Annotated in this window: 13 protein-coding genes; all 13 read left to right on the top strand. The window is 56.8% G+C overall.

The features are described 5' to 3' along the window. Positions 1-6: 6 nt before the first annotated feature. The 13 genes from tssF to NH398_RS09650 are packed head-to-tail and all read left to right on the top strand — an operon-like array spanning position 7 to position 17,743. The gene (gene tssF / locus NH398_RS09710; protein WP_253018201.1) at positions 7-1,770 is read left to right on the top strand and encodes a type VI secretion system baseplate subunit TssF; all 1,764 of its coding nucleotides are present in this window, start codon (positions 7-9) and stop codon (positions 1,768-1,770) included. After that, complete coding sequence (gene tssG, locus NH398_RS09705; protein WP_253018200.1) at positions 1,734-2,756, top strand: type VI secretion system baseplate subunit TssG; 1,023 nt, start codon at positions 1,734-1,736, stop codon at positions 2,754-2,756. Before tssF ends, tssG begins: the two co-directional genes overlap by 37 nt. Before the next feature lie 3 nt (positions 2,757-2,759). Beyond that, positions 2,760-4,109, top strand: coding sequence for a type VI secretion system-associated FHA domain protein TagH (tagH, locus tag NH398_RS09700; protein WP_253018199.1), 1,350 nt, complete (start codon positions 2,760-2,762; stop codon positions 4,107-4,109). Further along, positions 4,106-4,645 (top strand): type VI secretion system lipoprotein TssJ, encoded by a 540-nt coding sequence (gene tssJ / locus NH398_RS09695; protein ID WP_253018197.1) that lies wholly within the window; start codon positions 4,106-4,108, stop codon positions 4,643-4,645. The genes tagH and tssJ overlap by 4 nt, the downstream gene beginning before the upstream one ends. Further along, complete coding sequence (gene tssK, locus NH398_RS09690; RefSeq protein WP_253018195.1) at positions 4,645-5,979, top strand: type VI secretion system baseplate subunit TssK; 1,335 nt, start codon at positions 4,645-4,647, stop codon at positions 5,977-5,979. Before tssJ ends, tssK begins: the two co-directional genes overlap by 1 nt. 3 nt (positions 5,980-5,982) lie before the next feature. After that, positions 5,983-6,825 carry a type IVB secretion system protein IcmH/DotU gene (gene icmH / locus NH398_RS09685; RefSeq protein WP_253018193.1) on the top strand — a complete coding sequence of 281 codons (843 nt, stop codon included), beginning with the start codon at positions 5,983-5,985 and terminating at the stop codon, positions 6,823-6,825. A gap of 8 nt (positions 6,826-6,833) precedes the next feature. Next, on the top strand, positions 6,834-9,446 hold the full coding sequence (gene tssH, locus NH398_RS09680) for a type VI secretion system ATPase TssH (RefSeq protein WP_253018191.1): 2,613 nt from the start codon (positions 6,834-6,836) through the stop codon (positions 9,444-9,446). A gap of 4 nt (positions 9,447-9,450) precedes the next feature. After that, on the top strand, positions 9,451-11,034 hold the full coding sequence (locus NH398_RS09675) for a sigma-54 dependent transcriptional regulator (protein WP_253018189.1): 1,584 nt from the start codon (positions 9,451-9,453) through the stop codon (positions 11,032-11,034). After that, entirely contained in the window at positions 11,031-11,684 is a 654-nt protein-coding gene (vasI, locus tag NH398_RS09670) for a type VI secretion system-associated protein VasI (protein WP_253018187.1), read from the top strand. Before NH398_RS09675 ends, vasI begins: the two co-directional genes overlap by 4 nt. Positions 11,685-11,698: 14 nt before the next feature. After that, positions 11,699-13,159, top strand: a complete 1,461-nt coding sequence (gene tssA, locus NH398_RS09665; RefSeq protein ID WP_253018185.1) for a type VI secretion system protein TssA — start codon at positions 11,699-11,701, stop codon at positions 13,157-13,159. 53 nt (positions 13,160-13,212) lie between these two features. Then, entirely contained in the window at positions 13,213-16,848 is a 3,636-nt protein-coding gene (gene tssM, locus NH398_RS09660) for a type VI secretion system membrane subunit TssM (RefSeq protein WP_253018183.1), read from the top strand. Continuing rightward, positions 16,832-17,413: a GNAT family N-acetyltransferase gene (locus NH398_RS09655; RefSeq protein ID WP_253018181.1), complete on the top strand. Its 582-nt coding sequence runs from the start codon at positions 16,832-16,834 to the stop codon at positions 17,411-17,413. The genes tssM and NH398_RS09655 overlap by 17 nt, the downstream gene beginning before the upstream one ends. A 42-nt stretch (positions 17,414-17,455) precedes the next feature. Beyond that, positions 17,456-17,743 carry a type VI secretion system PAAR protein gene (locus NH398_RS09650; RefSeq protein ID WP_253018179.1) on the top strand — a complete coding sequence of 96 codons (288 nt, stop codon included), beginning with the start codon at positions 17,456-17,458 and terminating at the stop codon, positions 17,741-17,743. The last annotated feature ends 139 nt before the right edge of the window (positions 17,744-17,882 follow it).

Genomic DNA, 17,882 nt, shown 5'->3' with positions numbered 1-17,882 from the left:
GCACTCATGCTTAACCGCTACTACCGAGACGAGCTCAATTTTTTAAAGAGGCAAGGGCGAGAGTTTGCAGATGCAAACCCTGGCCTTAGCCGTTTTTTATCGGAGCGCAGTACCGATCCTGACGTTGAGCGCCTGTTGGAAGGCTTCGCCTTTCTAACGGGGCGCATGCGAGAAAAAGTCGAGGACGAGTTTCCTGAGCTAACGCACTCACTAATCAGCATGCTATGGCCGAACTATCTGCGTCCGGTGCCTAGCATGACCGTCGTGCAATTTATCCCAAAGCTACACGCATTGAGTCAGCAACAGACCGTTAGCCGGGGGACTGAGCTTGCCAGCGTGCCTGTGAACAATACGGCCTGCCTATTTCGCACTTGTCATGATGTTGCACTTTATCCACTGGCGCATAACGGTGTAACGGCGCGACATACCCGAGAAAGCTCGGTAGTTGAACTAGCGATGACCGTACATAGCGACCAGCCCACGGATACATTGGGTATCGATGCACTGCGGCTGTATTTGGGCGGGGATGCGTATACCGCTAGAACGCTTTATCTATGGATGAGCCACTACTTAGAGCGTCTTGAGCTGGAGGTCGATGGGGTTAAGCAAAGACTTCCCGCGGACACGTTGCAATCGGTTGGTTTCGATGGCGACCAAGCACTTCTGCCGTATCCGCGTAACGTCCACCAGGGATACCGAATCCTGCAGGAGTACCTCTGCTTTCCTGAAGCCTTCCATTTTTTTGATGTGAAAAACATGGGCCAAGCGCTTCCTTCGACCCCCAGTCGTCATGTCACGCTGCGTTTCGAATTTTCCCGGCCCTTGCCGACGGATGCGCGGGTGCAAGACGAGCACTTGGCGCTGTATTGCACGCCCGCCATTAATCTCTTTAAGCATGACGCGGAACCCGTTGACCTGACCGGAGAACGGAGTGAATACCGTATTCGACCCAGCAGTCAAGCGCCCTCGCACTATGAAACCTTTAGTGTCGATGAGGTGGTGGGCCGTTTAGACGGTGAAAAAAGCAGCGTGCAGACAGCCGCGCGACGCTACGTTCCTTTCGAGAGTTTCCAGCATCAAATTGAGCGTGACCGGGGGCGTGAAGCGCTTCACTACCGGGTACGGGTGTGTAACAGCCTGAGAGGAGATGGGTTTGATCACGATATTGCGTTCATCCGAGGAGATGAGCAGCAGTGTTTGGGGATGAGAGAGACAATTTCCTTAAGCCTTACATGCAGTAATCGTGAGTTACCTGAACAGTTAACGATCGGTGATGTTTGCGTGGGAACCGAGAAAAGTCCCACGTTCGCGGAGTTTCGCAACATTACCAAACCCACGCCGGTGCTAAGACCCGCCATTGACGATGGTTTGTTGTGGGTGCTGATTTCAAATTTATCGCTGAACTACCTGTCGCTACTGAACAGGGATGCGCTGTGTGCCGTACTGAAAGCCTACGACTTTCGGGCATTGGTGGACCGTCAAGCAGAGCGCATCGCACAGAAGCGCCTGACCGGGATTGTGGATATTCAGACGCAGCCGGTGGACCGGTTACGTAAAGGCTTGCCGGTACGTGGTTTGCGATCGGTCATGACGCTAGATCAAGACGCTTTTGGAGATGAAGGCAGCCTCTATCTCTTTGGCAGTGTGCTAGCACGCTTTCTGTCTTTATACGCCAGCATCAATTCGTTCCACGAATTGCAGGTGGTTAATCGGCACAACCAAGAGCGCTATGTATGGAGCTTGCAAGTGGGGCAGCAGCCTCTGATGTAGCGTTGGCGCCCTTGTTGAATGGCGCGCGTCGCTACGAATTTTTCCAATTGGTAGAGCTGTTGCATCGTCATCATGGTGATGATTTAGAGCAACGGCGTGGCGGTAGCGTGCCTGCTTTTCAGCGAGTTCGGTACACCGCCTCGGCGTCGTTAGGGTTTCCGGGCAGCGATGTGCTGGCCTTAGATGTGAACGAGCAAGGCCAATATACGCTGCAAGTCAGCTTTCTTGGCTTACAAGGGGCGCAATCGCCACTGCCGAGCTACTACCTGGAGGCACTGGCACATGAGTCGGCGCATAAAGAAGGTTCAGCTGGTGACTTCCTAGATTTTTTTAATCACCGCTTGCTGACATTGATGCACCGGAGCTGGCGGAAATATCGTCACTTTGTGCGCTATCAAGACGATGCGAAGGATGGTTTCTCTGCAGCAGTCTTTGCCCTAGTGGGGCTTGCAGATGACAACTTGCGCGGTGAAACACCGATCAACTGGAGCAAGATGCTGGCCTATGCCGGGCTGCTTGCCGGTCGGTCACGCTCGCCGGACGTTGTCAGCGGCATTGTCAGCCACTGCTTTGACCTGGCCACCGTGGAAATCGAGCAATGGGTGCATCGCTGGGTAGACATTCCGCTCGACCAGCGTAGTCGTACCGGCGTCTCTGGAATGACGCTCGGTGACAACATGGTGGCCGGTGAGCGTGTTGCTGATGTGAATGGGAAGTTTGCTTTGTGCCTGCGAGGGCTAAGCCTGGAAAGGTTTCGCGACTTTCTGCCAGACGGCGTTGAGCACCAGCCGTTGAAGACGCTGGTGAGCTTTGTATTGCGTGAGCCGCTTGCTTACGACCTGGAGCTGGAACTGCTCGAGAGTGACGTGAAACCCATGCAGTTGGGAGAGGCTGGCTCCTGTCAGTTGGGCTGGACGACGTTCGTAAACCCCGACGGCGACGGCAGTGCGACGCATCGCCGTGTCCGTATTCAAATGACGAGTTAAACCATGCACGCCGATCCACTTGATGCCATTACGTTGGTTGTATTGAACAGTGAACAGCTTGAGGGGCGCTCCTCCAGCAGCCAAGTGTTTTATGAAGAGGGCGGCTCGCTGGGGAGCAGTGATGCTGACGATTGGCTTCTCCAAGACCATGTTGGCCTCATTCGCCCTCAGCACGCAGAAATCATCAAGATCGATGGCAAGTTCTGTTTAGTGGATGCCAGCGGCCACACCTATATCAATCGTGCGACGTTGCCGGTGGGGAGAAATCGCAAAGTCGCCCTGCGCGATGGCGATGAGCTGATCGTAGGAGAGTATCAACTGAAAGTGCATTTAGGCGACCGGCATGGATGGCAGCCGGGCGTTCACTCAATCACGACGCTGATTGATGAAGAGCACGAAGATATGACCCGCCAGCACGACAGGGCACCTATCGGCAGTGAGCACTCGCTTCGTCAGCAGGCAAGGCAAGACGACCCCATCGAGGCGCTGGGGGGCGTCATGCCAGGCTCGTTACAGCACGATCCTATGGTAGCGCTAGATCAAGGAGCGGCATCGGCATCGGCGATAGAGCCCCTAGATGAGCTGCCGTATAGACATCATCAGCCGCGTGGCGAAGCGGTAAACCTTCCTGATATTCAAACCTTCAACGGCACATTTAGGCAGAGGAGCAGTGACATGGATGAACGGCAGCTTAACGACTTAGAGCGCTCGGTTGGTGAACAACTCGAAGATCGCTGGCAAACACCAACGACACAAACGCTTGGTCATGTAGGTGCTGACCCCTTGTTGCGAGGAATGGGACTTGATCTGCCATTTCGTGATAGTGAAGAGCAGCAGGCCTTTTTAGAGGAGGCAGGCCAAACACTGCGCGCGGCCGTTGATGGTTTGCGGTTACTACAGCAAGTACAAAACGATAGTAAGTACCCACTTCGTGATCGTCGGCTGCAGCCAATTGAAGATAACCCGCTGCGCTTGGGGCTCTCCTATGATGAGACGGCACAGACCTTGTTTTCCGCGCAGCGTAGCCTTGTTCATCTATCAGCCCCAGAAGCCGTTGCCGAAAGCTTGCGCCACCAAGGGCAACATCAGGCGGCCGTAGAAGAGGCCATTGGCCAAGCGCTTGGCGCCATTCTTGATGCGTTTTCCCCCGATGCACTGCTCAAGCGTTTTCATGCTTACCGAGGTGCAGGCACGCGTATTGACGATGAGGGCGGTTGGGCCTGGGAAATGTATCAACACTACTACCGCGAGCTAAATTCTGGCCGTCAGCAGGGCTTTCAAAAACTCTTTTGGGAAGTGTTCGAACAGGGCTATGACCAGTCCGTACGTCGCCAGCAGCGGGAGGAAGCATGAGCACCTCCAGCATGGTCCGGTTAGCGGGAGTGGCGTGCCTCTGCCTTGTGCTGGCCGGCTGTGCCTCGACTCGGGAAGCCACTGGCAAAGCGTGGCAGGTGATCCGCGATCCTTCTATACCGGTTGGCTATCCAGAAGAGAGGCCAACCCGTGTGGATCTCAGCATGGTGGCAGAGCCTAACGTCAACCCTAACGCGGAGGGCGAGGGTACTCCGCTGCGCTTTCAGGTACTTCAGCTCAAAGATGACTCCATGCTGATGGCGGCGGATTTAAGTCAGTTACAGCGTGACCTGGAGGAGGCGCTGGGCACCAACTACTTGACCCATGACGACTTCACCCTGCTACCCGGTCAGTGGAAGTTCTACGAGCCCTTCGAGGTAGATGAGGATACGCGCTATATCGGCATCATCGCTTTTTACGCTTCACCTAATGAAGCGGAATGGAAAAAAGTCGTAAAAGTGACCAGTCAAGGCGAGCACTACCATTTGCTGGTTCACCTGCGTGACAGCGAAGTAGAGCTAAGGAAGGAAGAGTAATGGCGACCCGCAACCGAGTAGTGTGGAGCGAAGGGCTCTTCATCAAACCACAGCACTTCCAGCAACAGCAGCGCAGCTTGGAAGGGTTGTTGGATACCCGTCTGAAAGGCGTCAGCCACTATTTATACGGCTTTCTCTCCCTGGAGCTGAACAACGAATTCCTCAGCTTCGGACGCGTGGCGATTAGCCGAGCCAGTGGTGTCATGCCTGACGGCGTGGCTTTTCACTTACCGGCCGATGATGTTGAACCAACCCCGCTGGAAATTAACGACTCCAGCATTACGAATCAAGTGGTTTACTTGGGATTGCCGCTAGCAACGGACGGCGTGGGAGAAGTGCGCTGGCCAGGCGATGACTTGCCCGCTCGTTATCGGTTGCTAAGCCGTAGCGTACGCGATTTACATTCACAGGAGGGGGCTACTGCCGAGCTAGAAGTGGCACGTGTGTCGCCACGTTTATTGTTAGAGAAAGAAGATCGTAGTGGCTACGCCTGTTTGGCCGTTGCCAGGATTGTCGAACGACGCCCTGATGGCAGCTTAGTGCTAGATGAGCAGTTTCTTCCCACCCTGCTCAACGTTCAGGCAGCGCCAGGGTTACAGCGGTTTGTCGGTGAAATGGCAGGGTTAATGCGTGAACGCGCGCGCAATATTGCTCAGCGGCTATCGACGCCCCATCAAGCTGGGGTGGCGGATGTGTCTGATTTTATGCTGTTGCAACTGCTGAACCGCGCTCAGCCGCGTTTTCAGCACCTCGCGCGCCTGGGGCAGCTGCACCCTGAACGTCTCTACGACACCATGCATGAAATTGCCTGCGAGTTGGTTACGTTTACCGACGAGTCGCGTTTCCCCCCAGAGTGCCCAGCTTACGATCACGACCACCCCGAGCGCGCATTTCGTCCGCTCATGAAAATGCTTCGCCAAGCGCTCTCGACGGTGCTTGAACCACGCGCCGTGGCCATTCAATTGCAGGCGCGCCGCTTTGGCTTATTGGTCGCGCCGCTGTCGGATCTCAGTTTGATCGAATCCGCTGAGTTCATTCTGGCCGTGCGGGCCGACATGCCCAACGAGCGGCTGCGTAAGCTGTTTCTTCAGCAAACGAAAGTGGCCAGCGTTGAGCGTATCCGCGACCTCATTAGCCTACAGCTCCCCGGCGTGCCGCTTGAACCTTTGCCGGTGGCACCTCGCGAATTGCCTTATCACGCTGGCTACACCTACTTCCAGTTAGACCGCCAAAGCGAAGCGTGGGGAATGCTCAACGGTGCCAGTGGCTTTGCGTTCCACGTGGCGGGCGAGTTCCCTGGGTTGGAAATGCAGTTCTGGGCGATCAGGAGTTAAACCATGCAGCAACTTGTGAGTGATGGACAACATGTCTCCCGCCAGCGTGCGTCTCACCAAAAGGGACGTCACGAAGATTTGATCAATGAGCGTGGCTTAGAGCATCTCATCCACAGCCATGCCGAGCAGTTGGATGCTGACGAAGATTACTGGTTTCGCTTGCGTGGGCACAATTTAAATCCATTGGTTGATGCGGCCAGTAGCCTGTTAGGCATGGTGGTCAGGGTTCGCCAGTTGGACAGCGCGGGAGATGTAGAGCGCTTGTATCGCCAAGTCGTTGATGAAATTGCGGCAATTGAGATTGAGCTGACCGAGCAGGGGTATGACAGGGCAACGCTACTGGCTTATCGCTACGTGCTTTGCTCGTTCATAGATGAGGCGGTAATGGGCATGCCTTGGGGCCGCCAAAGTAAATGGGCGGAGCACTCGCTACTCACGCGCTTTCACAACGAAACCTGGGGGGGAGAAAAAGTTTTCTCCATCCTGGCGCGCCTCCAGCAAGAGCCGCAGCGTTACCGGGACATGCTGGAGTTTATCTATCTATGCCTCTGCCTTGGTTTTGAAGGCCGTTACCGAGTGATGTCTCACGGTCGCGAAGAGTATGAGCAGATTGTACGCGCCTTAGGTGACCAGTTGGCAGGCCTTGAAGAGCCCGCCGAAGAGTCGTTGACGCAGCCGCTGAAAAATATTGTCCACGGTCGCCAACGCATGGGAACCCGCTTCCCGGTGTGGGGGATTTTTGCGCTCTTTGGCATTGCGATGGTAGCTGTATATCTCGCCTTCTCCTGGTCGCTAGATCAGCAAGCTGAACAAATCACTTCGCTTCTTAACCAACTTTATCGCTAGGAGTCACCATGCTCAGGGTAGAGCTACCAGCGCTTATTGGCCGCCTAAATACGGTGGCAAGACAAGGGCTTGAACAGGCTGCCGTGCTCTGCGCGCAGCAACAGGCACCAGAAGTCACGGCCGGGCATTTGTTGCAAGCCATGCTCGATCAGCCGCTGTGCGATGTACGCAGTATCTGCGAGCATGTGGATCTTGATACAGCGCTACTGCGTGCCCAGTTAGCAGAAGAGTCGCGTCCGCCGCGCACGTTAGACGTGGCCACCCCCAGCTTTTCACCGCTGCTCATTGAGCTATTACAAGACGCTTGGTTGCTAGCATCAACAGAGTATCAACATGTGACGCTGCGCAGCGGGGTGATTTTTACCACGCTGCTGCACAGCACCGACCGCTACTTGGCCAGCGGATCAGTACGCTTACTCGCCGAGATCAATCGTGAGCATTTGCGTCGCCACCTGGACCGTATAACTGCCGAGTCAGCAGAGGCACCTCAAGAAGCGTCGGCCGCCACATCGCGCCGAACGCCAGCAGAGCAAAACGATGACAGTGCATTGGCGCGATTTGCGACGTCCTTAACAGAGCAAGCCCGCCAGGGGGAGCTAGACCCGGTACTGGGAAGAGACCCTGAAATCGATCAAATGCTCGACATTCTCGGGCGGCGTCGTAAAAACAACCCGATTGTGATTGGCGACGCAGGGGTGGGTAAAAGCGCCGTGGTAGAGGGCTTGGCTGCCCGTATTGTGGCAGGCCAAGTGCCCTCCGCCCTGGCCGACGTTGAGCTTTTGACCCTAGATCTGGGCGCATTGCAAGCAGGTGCGGCGGTCAAAGGAGAGTTTGAAAAACGCCTGAAGGCCGTGATTGATGAAGTTAAAAGTGCCCCACGGCCGACGCTGCTATTTATCGACGAAGCGCATACGTTGATTGGTGCCGGTAACCAGGAAGGCGGTGGAGATGCGGCTAATTTATTGAAGCCCGCACTAGCCCGGGGCGAGCTGCGCACTATCGCAGCCACCACATGGCGTGAGTATAAAAAATACTTTGAAAAAGACCCCGCCCTGTCGCGTCGTTTCCAACCGGTGGCGCTTTCTGAGCCCAGTGTCGAACAAGCGCTGGTCATATTGCGTGGCCTACGGGATGTGTACGAGCGTGCTCACGGTGTTCTGATTGGTGATAGCGGGTTACGCGCAGCGGCAGCTCTCTCTGCACGTTATCTTGCCGGACGCCAGTTACCTGACAAAGCCATCGACGTGCTGGATACCGCCTGCACACGGCTGGCGCAGGCGCTGGATACACCGCCACGCAAGCTTAGCCATCTGCAGAGCGAGTATACGGCGGCGCTTCGTGAGCGTGATCAATTAGACCGAGAGTCGCTACTAGGTCGCGACCCAGACGCCACGACCCGCCAAGCGCTGGATGAGCGCTTAACGGCCCTCGAAAACGAGCTATCGACCCTTGAAGACGCTTGGCAAGAGCAGCGCGAGTGCGTTGACGCCATCGTAGCGCTGCACCGCCAATTGCTTGAGCATGATCAGCAAGATGCTTCTCCTGAGCAGTGGAAAAGTGAGCTAGCAGAGCGAGAGCAACAGCTAACCCGCCTCCAGCAGGAATTTGCGCTAGTGAACCCTAGCGTCGAAGAAGCGCAGATCGCTCAAGTGATCGGCGACTGGACCGGCGTGCCCGTAGAGCGAATGACCAGTGATGAACTTACGCGGCTGACTGAATTACCGCGCTATCTGGGTGAGCAAATTCAAGGGCAAGCGACGGCCATTGAGCGGATCCATCGTCATCTTTTAACCGCTCGGGCCGACTTACGTCGCCCAGGTCGACCATTAGGGGCGTTTCTCTTGGTCGGCCCTAGCGGCGTGGGCAAAACCGAGACGGTCGTGCAGATTGCCGATCAGCTTTATGGCGGTCGCCAGTTTCTGACCACCATCAACATGTCTGAATATCAGGAGAAACACACGGTGTCTCGCCTGATTGGCTCGCCCCCGGGCTATGTCGGTTTCGGTGAAGGTGGGTTGTTAACAGAGGCTATTCGCCAGCGTCCCTATTCAGTGGTTCTGCTAGATGAAGTCGAGAAAGCCCACCCGGATGTGCTTAACCTCTTTTATCAAGCGTTCGATAAGGGTGAGCTTGCGGATGGAGAAGGGCGGCTGATCGATTGTAAAAATGTCCTCTTTTTCCTGACATCAAACTTGGGATATGAAGCCATCGTCGCGCATGGTGATGATGCCAACGCGTTAGATGCAGCGCTGTATCCTGTCCTCGCAGAGTTCTTTAAACCTGCCTTGCTAGCCCGTATGGAAGTCGTTCCTTATCTACCGTTGGCGGGTGAAACGCTGCGCAATATCGTTCATGCCAAGCTGGCGACGCTGACCAAACGCATCCAAGAGCGCCACCGTGAGGCAGAAATCACTCTCGATGATGCCTTGGCGGATGCCATCTGTGGTCGTGCAACGCGTAGTGAAAACGGAGCACGAATGCTGGAGTCCGTGATTGATGGCGAGCTGTTGCCGCCTCTTTCACGAGCGCTGTTAGCGCGCATGGCCAAACGCGAAACGGTTACGCGCGTGGCGTTAGGCATTGATCAAGAGCATGGCACCTTCACTGCGGAGGTGGCTTGACACCATGACGTTGCCTGCCGCTTCGCAACATCGGCTGCCTGTTGAACTGGCGGGCATGCCGTTAGCCCTGACGTTAGTTGAGAGCAGCTCAACCGTTGCGCTACGTAAGCAAGCTGCCCAGTTGCTGCAGGAACACCTGGGCCTGGTAATGGCAGAGTGCCTGTATGTAGAGGGTAGTGGCCGCTGGCTGGGTCGAGACAGTGACGACTTACAGTTTGATTGTGCCGACTTTAACCATCCCTATGCGCATGCCATTCGCAGCGGTAAGCCGTTAACGCTCAGCGTGGCGGATGCGCGTATTCGGCTGGATCATCCAGGTTTTCAATCGCAACTGGCCGCGCTGAAAGGCGCGTTGCAACTGCATGTCTTGCCGCTACGCGCCGTTGATGGCCCACGGGAGTGGTTAGGCGCGCTATTGCTGGTAGGGCAGCCAACGATCTTAGCTGCGTTGGCGAATGACCCGGGTATGGTGGCTTTTGAGGCGCTGCTTTGCCGCTTATGGTCGCGACTTGCACGAGAGCAAGGCGAACGTCAGCGCTCTCAGGTACTCAAGGACTCTCTGGCGAAATTGAACGATGGCGCACGCCGTCAAACGTTAGCAGACCAGTTGGCGGATGATCTGCTAGGGCAGTCGTCGGTTATGCAAATACTTCGGCGGCATGTTATCCGGGCGGCGGAAACCAATTTAGCCGTACTGCTGCAAGGAGACACCGGCACCGGCAAGGACTGCGTTGCTCGTGCGATTCACCAGTTTTCAGGGCGCTCAAGTGGCCCGTTCATGGCGATCAATTGCGCTGCGATTCCAGAGGCGCTACTGGAGTCAGAGTTATTTGGTCACTCCAAAGGCGCGTTTTCAGGGGCCGACCACGCTCGGGAAGGCCTGATTAGCCAGGCAGACGGTGGCACGCTGTTTTTGGATGAAATTGGCGATATGCCACTGGCACTTCAAGCAAAACTGCTGCGGGTTCTCGAAAGCGGCCGCTATCGCCCGCTGGGCGCCAGCGAAGAGCGGTGCGCTGATTTACGCTTGGTGGCGGCAACCCATCAACCGCTCAGAGAGCAGATCAAACAGCAGCGCTTCCGAGCAGACCTTTATTACCGGCTAGGCCAGTTTCCCATTACTGTTCCGCCGCTCTCCGAGCGTCGAGACGATATTGCTCAATTGGCCCAGTCGTTTATCGCTGATTTTTGTCGGCGGGAAGGGCGTGATGAAATTGGGATTACGCCAGCGGCACTGCGCCTATTACACCGGCGTGAGTATCCCGGTAACGTGCGCGAACTAAAAAATATAGTGGATTACGCCTGCGCTATGACGCCTGAAGGGGCGGATATCGACGCCTATTCACTGCCTGGCGAGCAGCAAGACACCGCGTCGCCTCAACCGTCTGCCACGACTACTCCTCATGGGCTTCCCCTGGCGGATGATATTGATGATCTTCGCCAAGCACTGCGCGATGTGGAGTCCGCGATTATCCGTCAACGGTTATGCCGTTTTGGGGGGAATCGTGCCCAAGCGGCGCAAAGCCTAGGCCTACCGAAGCGAACGCTGGCGCATAAATGCCAGCTACTCGAACTGGATACCAAATGAATACGATGCTGCTTAAACATCAGTGGCTAGTCGGTAGCCTACTCATCGCCAGCGTGCTGGTTAGCCCAGCCCTGCAGGCCGACACCCAGGCTGACATGCTGGAGCAAGCCCGCGCCTGTGGCGAAGAGTCATCTCGGCTGGAGCGCTTGAACTGCTACGACGCAGTGTTTCAAACAGACGGTGACACCGGCGAAAGCACGGATATGCCCGCCTTGTGGTACGACATTGAGCGCCAAGAGGCAGCTCGTCGAGAAGATGACGTGGGGCTGATGGTGCAAGAAAGCGGCGACAACGTGCTGATCAGCGTGCCCGCGCTGGGCACAACGCCGCCTCGTCCCATTCTGGTGATGGCCTGCGAAAAGCTCATTACCCGTTTTCAACTACATCTTCCCACGTCACTGAATGACGCCCGAGTAGACCTGCAGCTAGTGGGTAACGGTGGCACCGTGCAGCAGCAATGGCGCGTGCGTGATGGCGGCCAAGTGGTTAGTGGTGGGCGAGGCCTGCCTGCCATCGAAACGCTGCGTCAACTGCTCAATGCAAGCGAGGTCACCCTGCGCAGCGATGTCAGTGCTTTGGACGGCCTGCGGTTTGATGTAACGGGGCTACGTCAAGACATTCAACCACTGCGCAATGCGTGCCGCTGGTAAGGGAGCAACGAACGATGCGCATCACGTCGGAACCTCATTTAGACCCGGTGCTAGCACCGCTCTCCGCAAATGCTGAGGGCGCTCTGGTCGGCGAGCCAGTAGAGGATAGCCACGACTATCTCGCCCTCGATGAAGAGATGATGAAAGTGGGTTCGCTACAGCACGCGCACGTTGAATGGGAAACCGCTGAAGGGTTGGCCATTCGCATGCTGAGTGAGCGTGGTAAAGATCTAAAAGTGCTGGGCCACCTGATCCACTGCTTGCAACACGGCGGTAATGGCGTGCGTTTTGCGCTTTCGCTACGGCTATTGGCGCGCAGCGCTGCACAACCCTGGTGGGAGCATGCCTACCCCTTTACAGGAAAGAGGGGCGAAAAATTACGCCCGCGGTTGTTTCAACAGTTCATCCAACGCAGCGTCAAGCTGGTTGCCGGGTTGGATTTCCATAACGCGGAAGATGAGTTTGAGGCTTGCCAAGCGTCGCTAAAGGAGTTGCAGCACCAAGCCGCTGAAAAGTCGTTGCCACAAGAGGGGGTTGTTGAGCTCAGTCGTCAATTACTGGCGCTGCGCCCGGCAAAACAACCGTCGTCTGCTGAACAGTCAGCACCGCAAAGCGCGTCCACTTCGCCAGCGGGGCAACGTCAGTCAACGGGCTCAGCACCAGTAGAAACCTCCGCCAACAAAGCACCCGAGCTTCGCCTGGAAGCGGGAAATGAGCGCTCCAATCGCCAAGCGCTGCTCAAAATGGCGGAGTTTCTGGGTGAGCAATCCGTTGGTGAGCCGCTGGCGTATCGCCTGCGCCGTTATGCGGTCTGGAGCACCATTCAAGCGCTCCCTGCCGCAAAAGAGAATGGCAAAACAGAGCTGGCCCCGGTTTCTGCCGACAGGATTGCCGACTACCGCGAAGCGCTCGCAAAAGGCGGTGATAACGCGCTTTGGCAGCGTATTGAAAATAGCTTGGCACTTAGCCCGTACTGGCTTGAGGGCCATCGTTTGAGCGCTGGTTTGGCCAAGCAGCTAGGGCATCTGCGCTGTGCCGAAGCCATTCGTGATGAAACGCAGCGTTTTGTAGAACGGTTGCCCGGTATCGAAGCGCTGACGTTCAACAGCGGAGCGGCGTTTCTTGATGGAGATACGGCGCGTTGGTTGCAGAGTAATACGGGCAGTAGCGACAGCGCTGGGGGCGGTAACGATGCCTGGCATGCAGGGCTAGACGAAGCACGTGAGGTGATGGAAAACGGCGATTTGGGCGCGGCACTCAAGGTACTGGATCAAGGGCTGAGCCGTGCGCGTTCTCCGCGTGACAGCGCCTACTGGCGGTTAGCCAGTGCAGAACTGCTGCAAGAGGCAGGCCTGGAGAGCCTGGCCCAGCAGCATTATCACACGTTGCATCAACTCGTCACGTCGCTGGCGCTAGAGCAGTGGGAACCTGCCTTGGTTTCACGCCTAAAAGCGGCGATTCAAGAGACGCATTAACAACGGACATCATCATAAGGGACGAGGGATAAAGGCTCATGTGGTCAACTTTCATGTCGAAACTAAGTCGCTGGGTGCCGGGGTTATCGCGGGCACAGTCAGCGCAAAACCAAGCGAATGCGCACGGCAATAAAGCGAAAGGCTTGCTTAGGCTGTCTACGCTACTGTGGTCAGTACTGCTGATCGCGCTAGTCGTCGCTATTTGGTGGCTGGGGCCAAACTGGGAAGTTCGCGGCATGATGCCGCTGGCGCCGCTCACTAATCGCTTGTTGGCAACGCTGGCTGTCGTCACGGTGGCCGTCATTGTGTGGGGCGTTCGCCTCGCCCGCCGTCTGCGGGAATTGGATGAGCAGCGGCAGTTAGAAGATGCGCGTCAGCAAGATCCCATCATGAGCCAAGTTGAGCGGCAAGAAGCGTCGCTGAATCGCGTGCTGAGCGAACTTACCGATAGTTTAGGCGGCGGTGCTAACAGTCGGTATCGCCTACCCTGGTACCTCGTTATGGGCGTGGAAAACGCGGGTAAAACGAGTCTGATCAACCGTTCCGGACAAAACTTTGCGCTTACCCATGTGATGAAGGCCTCTGGGCAGAGCAGCAAGCAAGGCCAGTTAGGCTTCGATTGGTGGATTGGCGATCAAGCCGTTTTGATCGACCCGGATGGCGAGCTATTAACCCAAGGCGCGATGGAAGAGGGCGAGCCGCAAGCGCTGCAGAGCCGCCTCTGGGACCACTTTGTGGGTTGGCTTGAGCGCAACCGAGCCCAGCGACCGCTGGATGGCGTGGTGTTAGTGCTAGACCTTGCCCGTTTAAGCCATGCCCAAGTGGCCGTTCGTAAAGCCTACGCGGCGCTGCTGCGCAGCCGTTTGCGAGAATTAATGGAGCGCCACGGCACACGGCTGCCTGTGTACGTCACGTTCAGCAAAATGGATTTGCTGCACGGGTTTGATGATTTCTTCCGCCATTACTCTCGTGCCGCCCGTAAGGCTCCGCTCGGCTTTACCTTTACACCAGCTTCTATGCACACCCCAGGCCAGTGGGAAGCCGAGTTTGAAGCTGACTACGATGCGATGTTATCGCGCTTGAATCAGCTGCTACCGACGATGCTTTCCGAGTGTCGTGACCGCGAAGAGCGCGAATCGGTCTTCCGTTTTGTTCGCCAATTAGCAGGGCTGCGTGACGTACTGCAGGGCTTTTTAACCGAAGCGCTCTCCAGTGACCGCTTTTCGACGGCTGCCATGGTACGCGGCACTTACTTTACCTCGGTGTATCAGCAGGGTGTGCCAGAAGACCCCTTCGTGGATGCGGCGGCACGCCGTTATGGCATGGAAGATAGCGTTCAGCCCGCGCATCGTGCCACACGCAGTGCGCTGTACTTTACCGAAGAGCTATTTGAAAAAATTATTTACCCCGAGGCTGGGCTAGCCGGTGATAACGCCCGAGTGACCCAGCAGCGCAAGCGTATGCGAACGCTCAGCCTCGTTGCCTGTTTGGTGATGGGGGTAGGGTTAGTCGGTGGCTGGGCACATTTCTACCAGAAAAACAGTGTCTCGTTGGCGGCCGTGGAAGAGCGTGCCGAGACCTTCTTAGCGACCCAGCCAGAAGCATTTCAAAGCGATGATCCTTCCGGTTACGAGTTATTAGAACCCCTCGACCGGTTGCGCTATGCACTGGAAACCTTTGAGGGCTACCAAACCCATACGCCCTATTTGGCAGACATGGGCTTATACCAAGGGCATATTATTGGCGCGCAGGTCGAGCGAGCTTACCTAGCCATGCTCGAGCATCAGTTCTTGCCTGCCTTGATGATCGGCATCATGGATGACATGAACCGGGCCGAGCCGGACAGTAATGCCAAGTTGGCGCTGCTACGTGTGCTGCGGATGATGTCGGATGCCAGTGGGCGACAACCTGAACGCGTCGAGCGTTATATGGCGCAGCGCTGGCAGAGCTTCTTTCCCCAGCAGGGGGACGTTCAGCAGCGGCTGTTGACGCACCTAGACTACGCCATGGCGCATAGCGATTTGGAAGGGCGCATAGCGGCAGGCAGCCCCCGCGCTGAGCAGGCCATGGCGCCGCTTCAAGGCAGTATTGCCGCTGCGCAAGAGGAGTTGGCACGCCAGCCCATCGATGAGCGAGTTTACGCCGCGCTTAAGGCGGCAGGCAGCCGCCGCGGGGAGCCGCTGGATTTACGCCGTAGCGTGGGTACGCTGTTCAATACGGTGTTCATGTCTCGCAATGATAATCCCGAGCACGTTCATTTACCGCACCTCGTGACGCGTAACGGGTTCGAGAACTACTTTCTACAAGAGCTAGACCGTGCCACCGAGCTGGCGCTTATTGACGCGTGGGTACTCGGCCAGCGCGATAACATCAACTTTAGCGATGCAGACCGTCAGCAGCTACAAACCGCTCTGCGTGAGCACTACGTGGCGGATTATCACGTCAGTTGGCGTGACGCCCTGCGCGATACACAGTTGGTGCCGCTGCCCGATATTCGTCAAGCCATCGTTGTGGCCGATGCACTCGTCGGCGCGCAGCGCCCGTTGGATCGGTTGTTGGATGCGGTGGCTCGCAATACCAGCCTTTATCCTGAGTTGCCCAGTGACGATGAGCAGGCGCGAGAAGCGCTGAGACAGTCTCAGCGCTACCAGTTGGCGCTGGCCATTGAGCAGCCTTTCACGCCCATTAATCAGCTCAGTCAGGCGCGTAACGATAACCCCTCTTCGCTTGAAGAGATCAAATCAGCCGTCACCGCACTGCGTGATTACCTGATGGGCATTGAAGAAGCGAACGACTCAGGGCGCGCTGCTTTCATCACCGTTCGTGACCGCCTCTCACTGCGTGGTAACGACCCTATCTACAACTTACAGCGGATAGCCGACAACACCCCCGAGCCGGTTGGCCGCATGCTGCATAACTTGGCCGACCAAAGCTGGCAACTCATGATGGTGAGCGCAACACGCCATCTTGAAAGCCAGTGGCTGGACGAGGTGGTGGCCCCCTATCAAGAGCGTTTAGCGGGCCGCTACCCGCTATCGCCTAGTGCGAATCGTGAAGTGGCGCTCAGTGATTTTGAAGAGTTCTTTGCGCCTGAAGGAACCTTGGATGCGTTCTATCAAGACAGCCTCAAGCCCTTCATCGAAGGCGCGCCGGAATACTTGGTGGATGCAGAAGGAAACTCCCTGCTGCGCGACAGCCTCTACACCGCTGTTCAGCAGGCCGAGCAGATTCGCCGCGCCTACTTTAGCCGCGACGGCGCGCTGGATGTGGAGTTTGCCCTAGAACCTATCAGCTTAAGCCCCGACAAGCGGCGCAGCGTGATCAGTGTCGATGGTCAGCTCATTGAATACGCGCATAGTGCCAGCCAGCGGGTGTCGATGATTTGGCCCAATGCGCTGCGCAGTGGCACAGAAAGCCGCATCACCATGGTGCCCAGTGAAGTGAATCGTTCGCCGCGCAGCATCAGCCAGGATGGTGCTTGGGCCTGGTTCCGCTTGCTGGAACAAGCGGATATCACCAGCGTCAGCGAGCGTGAACTGGAACTGCGGTTCAACGTTGATGGCGGCAGCATGCGCTATCGCCTGTTCGCTGATAGCGCCCCCAACCCGTTTACTCGTCCGTTGGCATCTGGTTTCCAGCTGCCATCGGCGCTCTATGCAGAGCGGAGGGATGATGCTGACCAAACTTAAGCAGATGTTTGGCGCGCAACCCTCGCCCACGCGACCAGCGCGCCATGGGGGTAAACGCTCGCGCCCTTTGGAAGAAGCGCGGCCAGAAGACATCGATCGCTTTATCGAGGCCGTTTACCAAGCCGATGCCAAGGGCAACTCGCCGTGGGTGTTACGCGATGAGAGCGTACTGGACACCTTACGGCGGGCATTGGAATTCACCGTTCACCGCGGCCTTTGGCTTCAGCGCGAAGAGGGGCAAGTTGCCCGCTGGCAAGGGCGCTTGCTTGCCCTTCGTCATGGAGAAGGGCCACCGCTGGGCATGGTGTTAGCCTGCCGCCCAGATGACGAAGCCGCGTGGCAGCTACGGTTTTTCTATATCAGCCAAGAGTGGAAAGGCAGCGGCCATGGCACACGTTTACTCATGGCCGTCAGGCGGAGTTTAAGCGGCGTGCCGCTACAGATACGCCTACCGCTGACCTGCTACTCGGCCGTCGATAGCCTCGAAGCCGCTGGCTTCACGCGTCAATACGTCGATGCGTTCGAGGTGGCCACCTATGAAGCGCCCGCCAAATGGGATGAATAGTCGTCGGGTATAACGCGCGACACAGGAAAAGGAGAACCAACAATGGGCCAGAAATTTGTACTCGTAGGCGATACGGGCACCGATCACGACGGTTTCCCTCCCACTCCCGTCACTGCGGGGAGCGGCACGGTCATCATGGATGGTAAACCGGTCGCTCGCGTAGGCGACCCGCTGGAACCTCATGATAAGCCCAACCATCCACCACACCCGCGCACGATTGCCCAGGGCTCAAGCTCCATACTGATCGATGGCAAACCCGCAGCGCTGACAGGCCACGCGGTGGACTGCGGCGGCGTCGTCATCGGTTCTGGCACAGGAGAGGGAAGCTGATATGCAAAGCACCGGACTGCACTTTACCGTGACGCTACCCGGCATTGACGAGATCGCCGTGGTCGACTTCACCCACCGTGAAGCCCTCTCCCAGCCCTTCGAGCTGGCTCTGAATCTAGCCAGCCGCGACGGCAACCTG

Source organism: Halomonas sp. CnH100-B, from assembly GCF_024124605.1.
Classification (GTDB): Bacteria; Pseudomonadota; Gammaproteobacteria; order Pseudomonadales; family Halomonadaceae; genus Vreelandella.
This window is presented reverse-complemented; position numbering and strand designations above follow the sequence as displayed.

Bases quoted from the DNA above. Each gene is read 5' to 3' on its own strand.
- tssM (WP_253018183.1), top strand. From the start codon at position 13,213: ATGTCGAAACTAAGTCGCTGGGTGCCGGGGTTATCGCGGGCACAGTCA.
- NH398_RS09655 (WP_253018181.1), top strand. From the start codon at position 16,832: ATGCTGACCAAACTTAAGCAGATGTTTGGCGCGCAACCCTCGCCCACG.
- NH398_RS09650 (WP_253018179.1), top strand. From the start codon at position 17,456: ATGGGCCAGAAATTTGTACTCGTAGGCGATACGGGCACCGATCACGAC.
- tssH (WP_253018191.1), top strand. From the start codon at position 6,834: ATGCTCAGGGTAGAGCTACCAGCGCTTATTGGCCGCCTAAATACGGTG.
- tssJ (WP_253018197.1), top strand. From the start codon at position 4,106: ATGAGCACCTCCAGCATGGTCCGGTTAGCGGGAGTGGCGTGCCTCTGC.
- tssF (WP_253018201.1), top strand. From the start codon at position 7: ATGCTTAACCGCTACTACCGAGACGAGCTCAATTTTTTAAAGAGGCAA.
- icmH (WP_253018193.1), top strand. From the start codon at position 5,983: ATGCAGCAACTTGTGAGTGATGGACAACATGTCTCCCGCCAGCGTGCG.
- NH398_RS09675 (WP_253018189.1), top strand. From the start codon at position 9,451: ATGACGTTGCCTGCCGCTTCGCAACATCGGCTGCCTGTTGAACTGGCG.
- tssG (WP_253018200.1), top strand. From the start codon at position 1,734: ATGGAGCTTGCAAGTGGGGCAGCAGCCTCTGATGTAGCGTTGGCGCCC.
- tssK (WP_253018195.1), top strand. From the start codon at position 4,645: ATGGCGACCCGCAACCGAGTAGTGTGGAGCGAAGGGCTCTTCATCAAA.
- vasI (WP_253018187.1), top strand. From the start codon at position 11,031: ATGAATACGATGCTGCTTAAACATCAGTGGCTAGTCGGTAGCCTACTC.
- tssA (WP_253018185.1), top strand. From the start codon at position 11,699: ATGCGCATCACGTCGGAACCTCATTTAGACCCGGTGCTAGCACCGCTC.
- tagH (WP_253018199.1), top strand. From the start codon at position 2,760: ATGCACGCCGATCCACTTGATGCCATTACGTTGGTTGTATTGAACAGT.